We start from the raw sequence: 16,734 nt of genomic DNA on the forward strand, positions 1-16,734 counted from the left end.
CCGCCCAAACAAATCACTAAAATCGTCTACTTCAACCGCTCCGCCACGATCTCTGCCACATCCTTGATCTGCATCCCGCTGCCCTTGTCTTTTGCGGCATCGGTCATCATCGTCAAACAGAAGGGACAGCCCACCGCCACCGTATCCGCGCCCGTGGATTTGGCTTCATCAAAGCGGGCCATATTCACGCGCGCCGTGCCTTCCTCCTCCTCCTTCCACATTTGCGCGCCGCCCGCGCCGCAGCAAAACGACTTGGCTCCATTGCGCGGCATCTCCACCGTCTCCACACCAGCGGACTTCAACGAATCACGCGGCGCATCGGTGACCTTGTTATGCCTGCCCAGATAGCACGGGTCATGGAAGGTGACCTTCATATTGTCGCCTTCCAAATTCATGGAGATCTTCCCAGCACCGACCAATTCATTAATAAGTTGGGTATGATGGATGACCTGATAATTCCCACCGAAGGCGGGATATTCATTCTTGATGGTATGCAGACAATGCGGACAGGTCGTCACGATCCGTTTTGGTGCGACTTCATTCAGAATTTCCACATTCTGTGAAGCCAGGCCAAAGAAAATGTCTTCACGTCCCGCACGGCGGGCTGAATCGCCTGTGCAGGCTTCGTTATTTCCAAGCACCGCATAATTGACACCGGCCGCGTTCAGGATCTTCGCAAAGGCCTGTGCGGTCTTTTGCGCACGCGAGTCGGTTGCGGGAGCGCAGCCCACCCACCATAAAATCTCCGGTTCAGCATTTTGCTCAATCGTCGGAACGGACATGTCTTCCGCCCACTTCATGCGGTCAGCCTGCGAAACATTCCACGGATTTTGATTGCGTTCCATGCCTTTGAACGCGCTTTCCAATTGTTTGGGGAACGCGCTTTCCATCATGGATAGATTTCTGCGGATGTCCAAAATATCGCGCATGGGTTCATTTCCAACAGGGCAGATGTCCACACACGCGCCGCAGGCGGTGCATGCCCAAACGGCTTCATCCGAAATCAACTCCGTCAGGGCGACATCGGTTGTGCCGCCATCGTTCAAGTGATAGCGCTTGTTAATTTCCAGTGCGGCGGGCGATAACAGCTTTCCAGTGGTGTACGCGGGACAAACCTCCTGACAGCGGAAGCACATGATACACGCGTAGCTGTCCAGGATCTGCTCCCAGCCCAAATCCTTCATTTTCGCCGCGCCGAATTGTTCGATGGACTGGTCCTCAAGATTGATGTAACTCAGTTCGCCGATGGATTTTCTTTCGGGTTTCAACGCAAAATTGATCGGCGCAAAAAATAAATGGATATGTTTTGAATAGGGGAAATACGGAAGAAAAGCAACCACCGCGCCAATGGACAGCCAGAACGCAATGTGTTCCCCCGCAACTAGAATCTGCGCATCCACATTTGACCATAAGCCTGATACGGCTGAGATGCTTGGCTGCCAGCTGTCTGTATGACCCGCCAGCGCCAGATTGAACGACTCTCCCAAAAACCGTGCCGCATTGTGGACAAGGATGAACGTGGCAACGATCGCTGAATCACGCAGGATTCCAAAGCGTGCCTTCGGGTGAAGCAGTGTCGTCTCGCGCGTGGACAGAGTCGCAGGTCGCAGGAGGAAGCGGCGGAATGCCATCGCGAGGATGCCGAGGATAATGGCCACATTTGCCACGTCCGCAATCAGGCGGTAGATGTCGCCAAACCTGCCGCTGTCATCCAGCAGGCGAAATCCTGTGTAGGCGTAGATCAGGTCCGCGAGGTTGATTAAAAGGAATGAAAGAAAACCCCAGCCGATCAGGGCATGCAGAATGCTGGATCCCAGACGAAAACGAAAAACGGGTTGGAACAGCCCCACCTTGACGATGAGTTCTCCAATCCGTTTCCAGATGAGCGACCAGGTGATACTCCCCTGCCCGCTGGCGATATGAGCGACGATGCGCATCATACCGCGGTATGTGAAAAAAAGTGAAACGAGTACGGCAATTGCAAAGAGGATTTTTTCAACAAGTGTGAGCATGATACCTCCGACTTCAGCGATGTGGGGATTGCTTCGGATGAAAAGCGCCATCCTCGCAATGACATCCATTTGATTTGTTAAGTTTAGCACAAGTTTGAACAGGTCACGCTTTTTAATTGCCATCCTGCGCGCAGCGGAACCCGCGGCTTAACCCGGCGGAATACGGTTGATGACGGTAACGGCGGGTTATTGAAATTTCACGCCCGTCCTCGTTGTAGGAGCCACTGCGCAAGGACCGTTCCTGCCCGTCTGCGGGCCCCTGCGGATTGTTGTAAGGGGTCGAGAGATAGTAGTGCGGGTCATACCAGTCTGCCACCCATTCGCGCGCATTACCGGACATGTTCAGAGCGCCATACGGGCTTGCCCCCAGCGGATAGCGGTGGACCGAAACCGCCTCGTGAATCAGGCTCTCGCGGAAATTCGCCAGGCGCGGATTCGGCGGCTCGTTCCCCCAGGGATACAAGCGCCCGTCTATACCGCGCGCGGCTTTTTCCCACTCTGCCTCCGTGGGCAGGCGCCTGCCTGCCCATTGACAATAGACCTGCGCCTGCTCCCAGGTGACGTAGGTCACGGGATGATCCCGATACATCCAATTTTCGTAATAGACATTGTCTGAGACAAGCCCCATGCAGCCTCCAGCCCGCATGCATGTTCGATACATGGCATTGCTGACTTCATATTTATCGATCCAAAACGCATCCAGATGGACGGTGTGCTGGGGGGAATCAGCACCGCTGCTCTCGTTCCCCCTGCCCATGAGAAACTCTCCCTCAGGTACCAGAACCTGCACCATCCCATCTGCTTGCGAAGTTTTCACATCCACCGGGATGACGGATGATTTACGCCCGATGTTGAAGGAGGCAATATCCAAACGGATTCTTTCCATGCTCAATGTGCCGTTTTGGTAGACGTTGTAGAAACGAATCAATACATCTAAATTCCAAATGGAAGTGACGGTAATTAATACAACAATGAAAAATGACAGGGCTGTATAGAATTTTTTGTTCTTGAATAACTTCATTTCCAAATTTGCCTTCGTTTTTTTGATAATCCTGCCTGATTTTACACGGGATTCAAAAAGCCCGCCGGGATATTGAATATCCCGGCGGGCTTTTTTATGGTACGGTGCTGGTCAATACTTCACATCCACCAGCACGGCGCGGACGACGCGGCGGAAGAGGTATGTTTCGTTGAACGGATTATAGAACTGGCAGGTGATCAACGTCAGGTGGGAATGATCCTGCAGGGACTGGAAGGCATAACTGGTGGAATAGGGACGCGCCAGGCGTGAGTCGCGCACTTCGTACACATACTGCCCGCCAAACAGGTGGACGATGATCTGGTCGCCATGTCTGAGTGACTTCAACACCGCAAAGGGACCTTCAAGCCCGCTGGCGTTGTAGACGTGGGCGGTGAGGACGGAGTTGCCCTTCCAGGTGGGGAAGGCGGTGCCGTGCAGCCAGCCGGTGGCATTGCCCAGCCAGGTCACATCCCAGGTGTTGTCGTCCGCTTGCGGCACGCCGACGATGGGTGATTTCACATTCAAGGAGGGGATCTCCAGCCAGATATCGCCGAGGTTGGCATAAGAGAGATCAGCAGGCTGGGATGGCAGGGAGGTGGTGCGGTTCGGCGAGAATCCAGTTGCGGGTAGGGAGGAGGCGGTGACATTCTCCTCTTCTTCCGTTGCGCCGGAGGATGATCCGGCGGTAACGATGAAGTCGAGGGTGTAGTCGGATAATCCGTCATTAAGGCGATTGCCAATCAAATCTGTGATGGAAGTGGTGCCACACACGAAGAGACGGTAACTGCCAACAGGTAATGGAGCCGAAAGATTGACGACAGCTGTGGGGTTGATATAGGTAATACTGGCTGGCAGGATGAGTGAGTCATCGCCGCCGAGAGCGGAGGCACACGAAGCGGTATCGAGCGTTCCATTCGTGCCCTTGTTGATGATCTTGTAGTTGTTGACGTTGGTAACATCATCAGCCCCCGCGCCGCCGCCTGCATTGCTGACATCTTCACTGAAAGTAATGGTGAAATTTGAAGGACCGGTGTTGGTGTAGGAGGTTTGCAATGTTGTAGCGACAACAGTGGGAGAACCAATATCGTACGTGACGGTGTTATCCGTGCTGGTGCTGGCGGTGTTGAGGTTGCCTGTGCTATCTTCCACGAGGTTTGCCGCGATGGAAGCTGTGACAGTGCCGGAGCCGGTCATGCCGCTGACGGTGATGTTGAAAGTGGTGCCATTGTTTGGCGCGATCTCCGTAATGACGGCAGTGGTTGCGCCCGCGGTTCCGTCAAGGGTGATGTCGCTGTCGGTGAAGGAAGCGATGTTGATCGGCTCGCTGAAGATGGCGGTGAAGTTGATGGGGGAGGCAGATGTCGGGTCGGTCTGACCGGATGCCTGCTCGACGGTCACGGTGGGTGGAGCATCCACTTCGTAGGCGCCAATATCGCAGGCGGCGCCTTGTGGACGGGTCACCCCGCGCTGATCGGTCGCCAAACCACATGCCCCGCCCGTGTCAATTGCCGGGTTGCCCGCGACGACGACCAAAGCGTGGGTTTGAGTCAGTCCGCCGTTGCCTGCCAGGGTGGTGTTGTAATGCGTTCCGGGGGTGATCGTGCCCCATGCCGCGTTACAGGTGGCATCACTAGCCAGATTGCCGCTGCCTGCCGGAATGGTTCCTGTGCAGTTACTGCCTGCCGGGCTGTTTGCGATGAAAGTATTGGTTATGCCTGTCACTGTTCCGCTAGTCCAGTTGTAGATGCCGCCACCGCCGAAGGGTGCCGAATTTCCGCTAAATGTGCTGTTACGGATGCTGGTGATTGTGCCGAAGTTGTAGATACCGCCGCCACTAAAAAATACCGCGTTCCCGCTAATGGTGCTGTTCGTGATCTCGCTGATCGTGCCCTGGTTGTAGATGCCGCCGCCATTGATCACTCCCCCGTTGGAGGCAATGGTGCTGTTCGTTATCGCAAGGTTGTAACTGTTGTAGATGCCGCCGCCTGCGATATTGGCTGTGTTGGCGCTGACGGTACTGGAGTCAATCGTCGTTGTGCCGCCAACCCCGTTGTAGATGCCGCCGCCGTCACCGCCATTGGGGGCGGTATTGCCTGCTGCCCCGCCGATCGTACTGCCATTCTGTATGGTCAGGGTAGCTATATTATAAATACCGCCGCCACCGCCGCTGGCAACAGTGTTACTTCTATTCGCGCTTACCGTGCTGGCGTCAATCGTAACTGTACCGCCGGTTCCATTGTAGATGCCGCCGCCGTTACTGGTTGCCGTATTGCCTGCACCCGCCCCGCCTATGACACTGCCATTCTGGATGTTCAGAGTAGCTACGTTATAGATTCCGCCGCCTTCGACGCCGGTGGTGTTGGCGCTGACCGTGCTGGAATTGATCGTCGTTGTACCCGCCGCGTTATAGATGCCGCCGCCTCTGCCAGGCGCGAAGGACTGATTGCCTGCGCCCACTCCACCGATCGTACTGCCATTCTCGATGTTCAGGGTACTTGCATTATAGATGCCGCCGCCGCCTGTGCCTGTGGCCCCTGCATAGTTGCCGCTGACTGTGCTGGCATTGATCGTTGTTGAGCCGCCTGTGTGGTTATAGATGCCGCCGCCACAGTTGCCGGCGCCATTGGCTGGGTATGCCCCGCCGATAACACTTCCGTTCTGGATGATCAGGGTCGCTGCGTTATAGATGCCGCCGCCACACACGGTTGCAAGGTTTCTGGAGACCGTGCTGGCATCGAGGGTCAGGCTTCCGGCTTGATTGTAGATGCCGCCGCCGTTGCTGACCAGACCATTACAGCTTCCGGCGCAATTTCCATGTCGGATTGTGACACCATTGATCGTCACTACCCCGCCGTTGTTGTGCAACACACGGTAAGTGGCTGCACCAGATGCTGCGTTAGCCTCAATGATCGTAGTCCCCGCCCCCGCGCCGTTAATGGTGATATCGCTTGTGATCAGCAGTTCACCACCCAGAGTCAGCGTGTATGTCCCGGCAGGCAGGGTGATGATATCTGCTCCGGCGGCGGCATTGGCGGCGGCGATGGCTTCCCGCAGGGAGCAGTCGACATCACAGATTCCGTCATTGGTATCCGCCGTCTTGGTGACGGTAAACGTCGCTGCGCGGGCGGGCGTGACGGAAATGGCACCCCCTACCAGGGAAATTAACAAAGCCAAAAGGGGGAAAATATTAATAAATGGTTTGGAACGGGCATTCATGAACACTCTCCTGCTGGCGGTTTCAATAAATAACGACACCCGCCCGCACTTTTGTGGGTTTGGTGTCGTTTGGAATTCGACCTGGGTGTGCAGGCGCACGCATGAAGCGTACCTATTAAAGTGGGGGCAAAAGGTTTCCTAGAAATAAAGTTAATTTTTCAATTTTACCCTTGAAAAATGGATGCCACAAGGTTGAATTGGCAAATAAAAGACCTTTGAAGTCGTTTTGACTTCGAAGGTCTCAATTACTGATTACCAGTTACCAATTTACTTGCCAAGTTTCTTCTTCATCGCTTCTGTCAACGCAGGCAATATCTGGAACAGGTCACCGACCACGCCGTAGCGGGCTTGTTTGAAGATGGGTGCATCGGCATCTTTATTGATTGCCACAATCACCTTGGCATTGCGCATGCCGACCAGATGCTGGATCGCGCCGGAGATGCCCGCCGCAATGTACAGGTCCGGGGCGACAACTTTGCCCGTCTGACCAACCTGGTGGGCGTAGGTGACGTACCCGCCATCCACCGCTGCACGGGATGCGCCGACAGCGCCGCCGAGCAATTGCGCAAGTCCAGTGATGAGCGCAAAGCCCTGCTGTGCGCGCCAGACTTCGGCTTGTTTTTCATCCATGCCATCGGGCGGGGTGAGGGACGGGTTGTTCGAGACGCCGCGTCCGCCGGAGACGATGACACCCGCATCGCCGAGGTTAACTGCGCTTTCCGATGCGGAGTAACCTTCCACGGTGGATTTCGCTTCGCCCTTGGCTTCGACTTTGGTGATCGTTCCGCTCCTGCCTGCTTCCTGGTTCGGTTTCGGGAAGGCGCGTCCGCGGATGGTTGCCATTACAGGCTTGGCAGAGCAGGTGGTCTTTTCCAACACTTTACCTTCGTAAATGGGACGAGTCGCGACGAAGGATTCGCCACTTACTTCAAGCCCCATGAGATCCGTCAAAACACCTGTATTCAAATCCACAGCCGCCATCGCAGCCATTTCACGGGTGCGGGCGGTTGTCGGGAACAGGATCAAGTCAGGGTTATGAGATGAAGCGAGCGCGGAAAGGGTGGAGGCATACGTCTCAGCGCGGTAATCTGTCAGCGAGGCCTCCTCCGCGACGAGGACTTCATCCGCGCCAAATTCCAGCGCCGCTTTCGCGACATCATCCACGCCAGAACCGAAGACCAGCGCAACCGCCGTGCCGAAACTTTTTGCGAGACCCAGCGCCTCCCACGAGGAGGGCTGCACTTCGCCTTTGAAGTGGTCAACATAGACAAACGTTTTCATAGCACTTTCTCCGCGATGATTTTATCGGCAAGTTTTTCGGCGATCTCGGCGGGGGTTTCGCCCGTGATCATTTCGATGGCGGTTTCCTGCATGGGCGGGTTCATCAACTCTGCCCGTGTGACGACAGGCGCAGGCGCGGAAATTCCGAGGTCGCTCAATGACCACACAGGGATGGTCGCCTTCGACGCTTTGCGGATACCCATGAACGACGGGTAGCGCGGCTCGCCGATGCTTTGGACCAGACTCAAGACGGCCGGGAGGTTCGCCTTGACGATCTGCCTGCCCTCTTCGAGGACTCGTTCGACTTGCACGCTTCCACCCTCGACCTTGATCTGCCCCACCCACCCAAGCATTGGATATCCAAGGACTCTGGCCGTTTGAGCCGGGGTGAGACCCGCGCCATTGTCGAGGGTCTGCCGGCCAAACATGACCATATCCGCTTCGCCAATCTTCTGGATCGCCGCCGCCAGCACCTTCGCCGCGCCAACGGTGTCGATGTTTTCGAGCGCGGGGTCGGAGACAAGGATGGCTTCATCCGCGCCCATGGCGAGGGCGTGTTTGAGCGCCTCCTTCGCGGATTCGGGTCCGACACACAAGGCAGTGACCGTTCCGCCCAGAGCTTCCTTTTGCTGAAGCGCGCCTTCGACCGCGTACTCGTCGAACGGGTTGATGACCAGCGGCGCGTCCCCCCACGTGACCTGCCCGTCCTCGGCTTTGACTTTCGCCTCCGAGTCGGGGACCTGCTTGATACATGCGATGATTTTCAAGTTGTACTCCTTGTAGAAATTCTTTTTCACCACGAAGTATCACAAAGCGTCACGAAAGATGGAGATTTTCCTTCGTGTTCCTTTGTGCCCCTTTGTGGTTTGATTCTTATCCCAAATACGCCATTACAACCATTACATCCGCCGCAATGACCGCAGCAAGTCCAAGGAGACTGAACACCCTCTGCTCCAGCTCCCAGCGTTTGTGGTTCTCCAGCCTGTTCAATTCGAGAGAAACAGCACACTAAAGAGCAGGAAGACGAGCACGAAGCCGAGGGATGGTTTTCGGTCAGGATCATTATTTGAAACTTGACTTGCTGATGATCTTTCCGGTCTTCAGGTCGATCTCACAGAAAAAACCATCGGTGGTGAAGGTGGAAAGCGTGAAATCTTCGTTCAGTTTGATACGTGTGTATAAGGACCGCAGGTCGGTTTTCTCCGCCTTCCACAGGAACTCTCCGCTTGCGCCAAGCATATACAGGTTGGATTCGTTAAAGGGGAATCCGCTGTAATGTTCAAGGACGATATTTCCGTCCGCAAGCTGGATCGTCTTTTCGATTTGTGTAAAAAGTGGTTGGATTGCCATATTTTTCCTGTGCCGGAATTGATTATGAGAAAGAGGCGCTTCGCCGCACAAAGACCTGTCCTTGTGCACCATTTTACTCCACTGTGTGAAGATTTTCTCTAATTATACCCGCTGGGTTAAATAAAAAAAGCCCGGCGCGTACTTGGATTCCGCATCGGGCTGGGGGGATGGGGGGCATCCATCATGGCTCTTGAACTCCCATGTTGCTGAGTTCATCCGGGCTGTACTGGGCAACGAACAGGTCCGAGCCAGCCAGGACGAGCAATAGCATGGTAACCACTACTGCAAGGACGAACATGGCGCAACTCCTTTCTTCATGAACAATATAACGTTTTTGGCGGCGAAAAGATACATCCCCTATCAGTACTGTAATGGAAGAACAATACAATTTCGAAAGGGCTGTGGAGTTAACGAGCGGGGGCCTAATTTTGTTCCAGCGGGCGGGGTCCCTGCTCCTTATTGACATTCCACTTATTTGAGATAAAATACAACCCGCCAACAAAAGTACATGCCGAAGTGGCGGAATTGGCAGACGCGCTACGTTCAGGGCGTAGTGAGCTTACGCTCATGAGGGTTCAAGTCCCTCCTTCGGCACCACAAAAAGGACCTGCATAAGCAGGTCTCTTTTATTTTCCAGCCAAATTCGGCAACCCGCCACAGTAAATGGACGGGGGGTGGTATAATTACACTAGACCTCTTGCAAAAGTCAAATTGAGTTGAGTTCAAGGTTGTAAATAGCAGCAATCAGGTTGAAGCGCAAAGCAAATCTCTTTCTACGATTGCGATACCTCTCGCTCAAAATGCGAAACACTTTCAACTTACGGAATATATGCTCAATCACAATCCGTTTCCGTGCCAAGCTTCGATTGCTCTGTTTCTCTCGTTTCGTCAGAGCATGGTATTTGGATTTCTTGAAGGGTGTTTGACTGTTCTGATGAAACTCCATCAATCCTTGATAGCCCGCATCTGCCAGAATACGCAGATGTTCAGAGAACTCACAGGCATCGTCTTTGAACAGTTGGAAGTCGTGTTTGCTTCCATGACTAAAGGCGGTGGTTATGATTTGGGTACTTTTTCGATCAGCCATCACCTGCGCTTTTTGGGTGTGACGCTTCTTTTTGCCACTGTAATGCCGTTTTTGGCTTTTTTTGGACGTTCCACTGGCTGTTCGCTGACATCAACCAGCACTACCTCGAACACCGTGTCACTGGCTTGGAGTGCCTTTTTGCCAGGCAAACGAAACTTTTTTGAACGGACTAAGGCCTCCTCTACCTTGCGAATGGTGCGGCAAACGGTTGCTTCACTGACACCATAGGATTGCGCAATATGAAATTCTGTGCGATATTCTCGCCAGTACATCAAGGTCATCAACAACTGATCGGCTCGGCTCAGTTTTGGCGGTCTCCCGAAGTCTCGCAGCCCTTTCTCAATGACTGTGAGCATCTGCTCGAAGGTTTCGCGCTGGACGCCAGTTAGCCGTTTGAAGTCACTACCTTTGAGATGTGCGATTGTCTTATAGTTCATGTGCCTATTATGGCACACTTATGCAAGAGGTCTACTATAAAATATCGCTTCTTTCATCTAATGCGGACACGAAGTTTCCTCCCATCTTCGTGTCTTTTTGTGCCCATTTAATGAGGTTTTCCCATTTTTTAAGGAAATTCTATGGCTGAAGAAACCATGATCGCAGGCAACATCGAATCCGTTGATATCGACGCCCAGATGCGTTCCGCCTACCTGGATTACGCCATGAGCGTGATCGTCGCGCGCGCCCTGCCCGATGCCCGCGACGGCTTGAAACCCGTCCACCGCCGCATTTTATACGCCATGCACGAGTTGGGCATCCGCTCGAACTCGTCCTACAAGAAGTCCGCGCGTATTGTGGGTGAAGTGCTGGGTAAATACCACCCGCACGGAGACTCGGCCGTGTATGAATCGATGGCACGCATGGCACAGGATTTTTCCCTGCGCTACCTGCTGGTGGACGGTCAGGGTAACTTCGGGTCGGTGGATGGCGACGCTCCAGCCGCGATGCGGTACACCGAGGCACGCCTGCAAAAAATGGCGGAGGAATTGCTGGCGGACCTCGAAAAAGACACCGTGGATTTCGGTCCAAACTTCGATGAATCGCTCGAAGAGCCGCTCGTCCTGCCCGCGCGTTTGCCAAACCTTTTGCTGAACGGCGCTTCCGGCATCGCTGTGGGGATGGCCACCAACATCCCGCCGCAGAATTTACGCGAACTGGTCGGTGCCATCAATCACCTGATCGACAATTACCACAAAATCGAGGATGTCACGGTTGACGATTTGATGAAATTCGTGCTCGGTCCGGATTTCCCCACCGGCGGCATGATCGTCGGGACGGAGGGAATTCTCTCGGCCTATGGAACAGGCAGAGGCCGGATCGTGATGCGCGGTGTCGCTCACATCGAAGAGACCAAGGCCGGGCGTTATCAGATCAACATCACGGAAATCCCGTATCAGGTCAATAAATCCACACTGATCGAACGCATCGCGGAACTCGTCCGTGAGGACAAGATCGATCAAATCTCGGACCTGCGGGATGAATCCGACCAGCGCGGCATGAGCATTGTCATCGAGTTGAAACGCAGCGCGCAGCCCAAAAAGGTTTTGAACCAGCTTTATAAATATACGGCGCTGCAATCCACCTTTGGCGTGCAGATGCTTGCGCTTGTGGATGGCGAGCCGCGCACCCTGCCGCTTAAACGCATGCTGCAGATCTTCATCGAGCATCGCCAGACGGTCATTGTTCGCCGCTCCAATTTCGAACTGGCAAAGGCGCGCGCCCGCCAGCATATTTTGGACGGCTATTTGATCGCGTTGAACAATATCGATGCGGTCATCAAGACCATCCGCGAGGCGGAGGACGTGGACGTCGCCAAGGTCAACTTGATGAAACGTTTCAAACTGAGCGAGTTGCAGGCGCAGGCGATTTTGGATATGCAGCTGCGCCGCCTGGCCGCACTGGAACGCTGGAAGATCGAGCAGGAACACAAGCAGGTGCGTGAAACGATCGAACATCTTGAAGACCTGCTCGCTCATCCAAAGAAGATCCTTGCGCTCATAAAATCAGACCTGCTCGAACTGGCCGAAAAATACGGAGATGACCGCCGCACACGCATTGCCGCCGAGGCAAAGGAGGATATCCACGATGAAGACCTGGTGGCGGATGAATCCGTGCTGATCAGCATTACCGAGCGCGGATACATCAAACGCGTTGCCGCGTCTGCATTCCGCTCACAAAGCCGCGGCGGACGCGGCGTGATGGGGCACACGACCAAGGAAGAGGACGAAGTGGTCATGCTCATCCCGGCCCGCACGTTGAACACGATGTTGTTCTTCTCGGATAAAGGCAAGGTGTATTCCGAGAAGGTGTATCAAATCCCTGACTCGGACCGTGCCACGAAAGGCATTCCGCTGGTCAACGTGCTGTCGCTCGATCCCAGTGAAAAGGTGACAGCGGCAATGGCCGTGGGTGAATTCTCGCCGAACACGTTTTGTATGATGATGACCGGGCGCGCCAGGATCAAACGCGTTTCCATGGAGGAATTCGCATCCGTTCGCCCCTCGGGCTTGATCGCCATGTCTCTGGAAGAGGGCGACCAGCTGGGCTGGGCACGCCTGACATCAGGCAAAGATGACATCATCATCGTCACTGAGAATGGACAGGCGCTGCGCTTCAATGAAACGAAAGTCCGCGCCATGGGACGTCAGGCCGCAGGGGTGGTGGGTATCCGCCTGAAGAAAGGCGACTCGGTCACCAGCATGGATGTGGTCGAAAAGGATGGCGCTTTACTGGTCGTCACCAGCAAGGGCTTTGGGAAACAAACCCCGCTGACCGAATACACCTCCAAGGGACGCGCAACGGGCGGCATCTCCACCATTGATCAAAAGGCAATCAAGGAGATCGGCAGGATCGCCGCCGCGCGCGTGGTGCAAAAAGATGATGACCTGACGATGATGACAGCCAACGGCGTGACCCTGCGCCTCAAAGTGAAGGATGTAAAACAATCAGGGCGCGCAACCAGAGGCGTGCACCTGATCAAGCCGCAGGCGGGCGATGAGGTGGCCTCCATGGCACGCATCTCGGCGGATGATCTCAAAAAGGCGGGCGCACAGGTGAATGAGAACGTGCAGGTGGAAGAACAGCCGAAGTTGGTATAAAAAAGAAGGATGAGGAAAACCTCATCCTTCTTTTTTATACCCATGCGGATAAAATTAAAACCCGATCCTAGCGGTCACCAGCAAGCACAACGCGCCGATCACACACACGGCAAACAACAAAAGCACGGCGATCACAAAGCGCTGGATGGATGTCATGCCCAAAAAGCGGCTTGAACCTCCGCCGGGCGACATGCCCTCAGTGGGCTGGAAAGTGACTTCCTCTTCCGCATAAAACGGTTGTGCGTCGGCATCTTCACGGAGATTATCAAACATGGTGACCTCAACTTCTCAAAAGTATATCACGCCGTCGGGCGCAGGCTGACATCTCCAAAACGGACGATAACGGATTTGTCGTGCATGTCCCGCAGACGCAAACTGCCATCTGTTTCAAGTCCGAGCAGCCTGCCGCTGATCGGAGCTTCCCCTTCAAGGACACTGCCGCCTCCAGCCTGGACCTGAACCTGCTCGCCGCGAAAAGCAAGAATCTGCTCCCAGGCTTTGATCAACTCATTCGTGTCCATACGTTCGCGCCAGGAAATGAATGCGCTTAAGATTTCACGCAGAATCTCCTCACGGGCGGGCGGCTCCCCCCCAAGCTCATCTTCGAGACTCGTTGCAGGGAAGTGCAGCAGGTCCGGCGGCGGCACGGAGGGTTTATACACGTTTACCCCCACGCCAATGACAAGCGAATCCACGTCAGCACCGGACCAGACCGTTTCAATGAGGATGCCTGCCGTCTTTTTGCCGTTCAACAGAATATCGTTGGGCCATTTGATGCGCGGGGCAAGACCATGCGTCAGACAGGCACCTGCAATGGAAAGCGCTGCCAGCCCAACCGTCCGCGAGAGATGCGGGCGCAGGGAGGCGGATGGGCGCAGGATGATGCTGAAGGCGAGCGCGCTTCCCTTTGGCGTGAACCACTTTCGGTTGAGCCTGCCGCGTCCCTGCGTCTGTTCGTCCGCAATCACAATGGACAGGTCTTTGGCCCCGCCAGCCGCCCAAGCCAGAGCCTCATCGTTCGTGGAGCCAATCGAATCAAAATAACGCAGCTCACCAATGTTCGATTTGGAAAGTACTTTTTGGAGGGCGTATTGGTTCATATAAATAAAATCCCAAGGGTCTTGAAAGCCCTTGGGATTTGTCTTATTGAACAATATCGTACGGATTTATATTTGTTCCGCCAACGCGGATTTCGAAGTGCAGGTGCGCGCCAAATGAATTACCCGTATTGCCAGCATAGCCGATCACAGTACCCTGCCCCACAGCCTGGCATACGCCCACATTGATCTGGCTTAAGTGGGCATAAATGGTCACATACCCGTTGCCGTGATCGATCTGCACCACATTGCCGTAGCCGTAATTCCAGCCGCCCTGCGCCATGGTGACAATGCCCGTGCCGGCTGCATACACATTCGCACCGACATCCGCGGTGATGTCAATGCCAAGGTGACCGGGTCCGTAGCCATTGCCGGAAATGGAATGCGCATCCGCAGGCCATCCAAAGCCGCTTGCAACAGGTCCGCCTCCGCAGGCATTTCCACCGACTTCAGACGTACCCGTCCCTGCCCCTCTGCCGGTAGTGGGCAGGTCTGCCGCCCAGTTACGCAGTTCACGTGAGCCCCCGGGAATCATCACCAGCGTGCCCGGCTCCACCTTTGGATCGGTCAGGTCTATATCATTGCCGGGGAAGTCCATGATATCTTCGGCGCTCACATCGAATGTATCCGCAACGGATTCAAAGGTATCGCCGTCCTTCCATTCATAATACAAACCATCCACAGGCGGGATGGTCAATTCCATGCCGGGCTTGAGGTTATGCGGATTATCCTCCAACTGGGTATTGACATACAAAATGGATTCGGTTTTGAGTTTGAACTCATCCGCGATCCTCAGCATGGCGTCGCCGCGCGAGACGCGATAAATAATGGATTCATATCGTGGTCGTTCAGGGATGTTCGTTTTCAACTGCAGTTCGCGCAGGATGGACGAAAGACCGTCTCCCTCCAGGCCGGCCAGGGGGATACCCGCCTGAGGCTGACCGGCGACTGATTCGCTGGTCGGCTCCATCACGACAGGTGCCTGGGCCGGCGGAAGTGTGCTTTTATAGTACAGTGTCGACCCCAGCAAACCGACGACCAGGATGATGGTTAAAACCCAACTGAGGACCGAAAAACGATCCGCCCTGATTTTCGTGCGCGAAGAGGTGGGCGGTTCATTGACTGCCGGGACTTCCTTTGGCTTGCGCTTGAACTTTTGAGCAAGGAAGGAAAAGATGGATCGAATTTTTTCCGGTACGTATTTCATTCTATTATGCAGGCAAACCTGCCGTTATGCATCCTTGGTGAGATTCTCAAGAAATTCCATGTTGTTTTTGGCGCGCTCCATGCGGGTGATGATGGCTTCGGTCGCCACGGAATTGTCCATGCCGGCACCCTGCGGAGGCGACGAGATCATCTGGATGAACATACGGCGCATGAGCCAGACTCGCTGCAACAGGTCGGGACCAAGAAGCAGGTCTTCGCGGCGCGTGGACGAGCGTTCGATGTCCACGGCGGGGAAGATGCGGCGTTCCTGTAATTTACGGGAGAGAATTAACTCCATGTTGCCGGTGCCTTTGAATTCTTCGTACACCACGTCGTCGAGGCGCGAGCCGGTATCCACGAGACAGGTGGCGATGATGGTCAGCGAGCCGCCATCCTCGACGTTGCGCGCCGCACCAAAGAAGCGCTTGGGCGGGTACAACGCGGAGGGATCCATACCGCCGGAGAGTGTGCGCCCTGAGGGGTTGACGACCAGGTTATAGGCGCGGGCGAGGCGGGTGATCGAGTCCATTAAGATTACCACATGGCGTCCGATCTCCACCAATCGCTTAGCGCGCTCTAATGCCAGTTCCGCCGTGCGGACGTGCGCTGTGACGGGTTCATCAAAGGTGGAAGCCACCACCTCGGCATCCACAGAACGGTCCATGTCCGTCACTTCCTCGGGGCGTTCGCCGATGAGTGCAATGATTAGATGCACATCAGGATATTTGGTTGAAATGGAATTTGCAATCTGTTTGAGAATGGTGGTCTTACCCGCCTTGGGAGGAGAAACGATCAACCCGCGCTGTCCGCGTCCAATGGGAGCGATCAGGTTAATCAGGCGCGGGGCAAGTGTATCGTGGTCTGTTTCCAGGTCAAAGCGAACCTCCGGGAAAATGGGGGTCAGGTTTTCAAAGACAACCCTGCGCAAGCCTGGCTCCGGTTCCAGCCCATTAATGGATTCCACTTTAAGCAATCCAAAATGTCTTTCGCTTTCGCGGGGCGGGCGTACCTGCCCAATGACGAGGTCGCCGGCGCGCAGGTCGTATTTTCGTAACTGCGCCTGTGACACATATACATCCTGATCACTGATGCGGTAATTCGTTGCCCGCAGAAAGCCAATGCCTTCGCTCATGATTTCGAGAATGCCGCCGCGCAGTTCAATGCCCTCCTTTTGCGCCTCCGCCTCGCGGATCGTCATTGCCAGGGCTTCCTTCTTCATGCGATTGTAATTTGGAATATTGAGGCTTTTCGCCATGCCGCGCAGTTTCGACAGCGGTTCGTTCTCAAGTTCAAGTATTTTCATGTTATGTTCTCTTGGTGGGGAATTGGGATGGAATGCAAAACTAACCAGCCCCCTTCGGCGGGC

General features: G+C 54.8%; 12 protein-coding genes and 1 tRNA gene. 2 read left to right on the forward strand and 11 right to left on the reverse strand.

The genetic code is table 11. The features are described 5' to 3' along the window. Window positions 1-26 precede the first annotated feature (26 nt). The 6 genes from QY332_19685 to QY332_19710 all read right to left on the reverse strand — a co-directional run bounded on the left by QY332_19685 (window position 27) and on the right by QY332_19710 (window position 8,880). On the reverse strand, window positions 27-2,012 hold the full coding sequence (locus QY332_19685; protein WKZ35838.1) for a heterodisulfide reductase-related iron-sulfur binding cluster: 1,986 nt from the start codon (window positions 2,010-2,012) through the stop codon (window positions 27-29). Window positions 2,013-2,124: 112 nt separating this feature from the next. Beyond that, complete coding sequence (locus tag QY332_19690) at window positions 2,125-3,033, reverse strand: SUMF1/EgtB/PvdO family nonheme iron enzyme (GenBank protein WKZ35839.1); 909 nt, start codon at window positions 3,031-3,033, stop codon at window positions 2,125-2,127. A gap of 111 nt (window positions 3,034-3,144) precedes the next feature. Continuing rightward, window positions 3,145-6,249, reverse strand: a complete 3,105-nt coding sequence (locus QY332_19695) for a class F sortase (protein WKZ35840.1) — start codon at window positions 6,247-6,249, stop codon at window positions 3,145-3,147. Window positions 6,250-6,516: 267 nt separating this feature from the next. Further along, window positions 6,517-7,530, reverse strand: a complete 1,014-nt coding sequence (locus QY332_19700; protein WKZ35841.1) for an electron transfer flavoprotein subunit alpha/FixB family protein — start codon at window positions 7,528-7,530, stop codon at window positions 6,517-6,519. Beyond that, complete coding sequence (locus tag QY332_19705) at window positions 7,527-8,297, reverse strand: electron transfer flavoprotein subunit beta/FixA family protein (protein ID WKZ35842.1); 771 nt, start codon at window positions 8,295-8,297, stop codon at window positions 7,527-7,529. Before QY332_19705 ends, QY332_19700 begins: the two co-directional genes overlap by 4 nt. Before the next feature lie 295 nt (window positions 8,298-8,592). Beyond that, a complete protein-coding gene (locus tag QY332_19710; protein WKZ35843.1) occupies window positions 8,593-8,880 on the reverse strand; it encodes a hypothetical protein in 288 nt (95 codons plus the stop codon). Between the two features lie 510 nt (window positions 8,881-9,390). On the opposite strand from QY332_19710, the gene QY332_19715 reads away from it, so the two are divergent. After that, window positions 9,391-9,477 (forward strand) — tRNA-Leu (locus QY332_19715). Window positions 9,478-9,586: 109 nt separating this feature from the next. Here the strand turns inward: QY332_19715 and QY332_19720 are convergent. Then, window positions 9,587-10,404 (reverse strand): IS5 family transposase gene (locus QY332_19720; GenBank protein ID WKZ35844.1). Its coding sequence is split into 2 segments (ribosomal slippage): window positions 9,587-10,023 and window positions 10,023-10,404, totalling 819 coding nucleotides; the frame shifts between segments, so codons are not numbered across the junction. Window positions 10,405-10,545: 141 nt separating this feature from the next. On the opposite strand from QY332_19720, the gene gyrA reads away from it, so the two are divergent. Then, the gene (gyrA, locus tag QY332_19725) at window positions 10,546-13,065 is read left to right on the forward strand and encodes a DNA gyrase subunit A (GenBank protein WKZ35845.1); all 2,520 of its coding nucleotides are present in this window, start codon (window positions 10,546-10,548) and stop codon (window positions 13,063-13,065) included. A gap of 54 nt (window positions 13,066-13,119) precedes the next feature. Here the strand turns inward: gyrA and QY332_19730 are convergent, their stop codons facing one another. Genes QY332_19730 through rho form a run of 4 tightly spaced genes read right to left on the reverse strand, consistent with a single transcriptional unit; the run spans window position 13,120 to window position 16,671 of the window. Continuing rightward, complete coding sequence (locus QY332_19730) at window positions 13,120-13,338, reverse strand: hypothetical protein (GenBank protein ID WKZ35846.1); 219 nt, start codon at window positions 13,336-13,338, stop codon at window positions 13,120-13,122. Window positions 13,339-13,364: 26 nt separating this feature from the next. Then, on the reverse strand, window positions 13,365-14,165 hold the full coding sequence (locus QY332_19735; GenBank protein WKZ35847.1) for a biotin--[acetyl-CoA-carboxylase] ligase: 801 nt from the start codon (window positions 14,163-14,165) through the stop codon (window positions 13,365-13,367). A 43-nt stretch (window positions 14,166-14,208) separates the two neighbouring features. After that, window positions 14,209-15,369: a peptidoglycan DD-metalloendopeptidase family protein gene (locus QY332_19740; GenBank protein ID WKZ35848.1), complete on the reverse strand. Its 1,161-nt coding sequence runs from the start codon at window positions 15,367-15,369 to the stop codon at window positions 14,209-14,211. A gap of 24 nt (window positions 15,370-15,393) precedes the next feature. After that, complete coding sequence (gene rho, locus QY332_19745; protein WKZ35849.1) at window positions 15,394-16,671, reverse strand: transcription termination factor Rho; 1,278 nt, start codon at window positions 16,669-16,671, stop codon at window positions 15,394-15,396. Window positions 16,672-16,734: the final 63 nt, after the last annotated feature.

This window comes from Anaerolineales bacterium (assembly GCA_030583885.1).
Lineage (GTDB): Bacteria > Chloroflexota > Anaerolineae > Anaerolineales > Villigracilaceae > Villigracilis.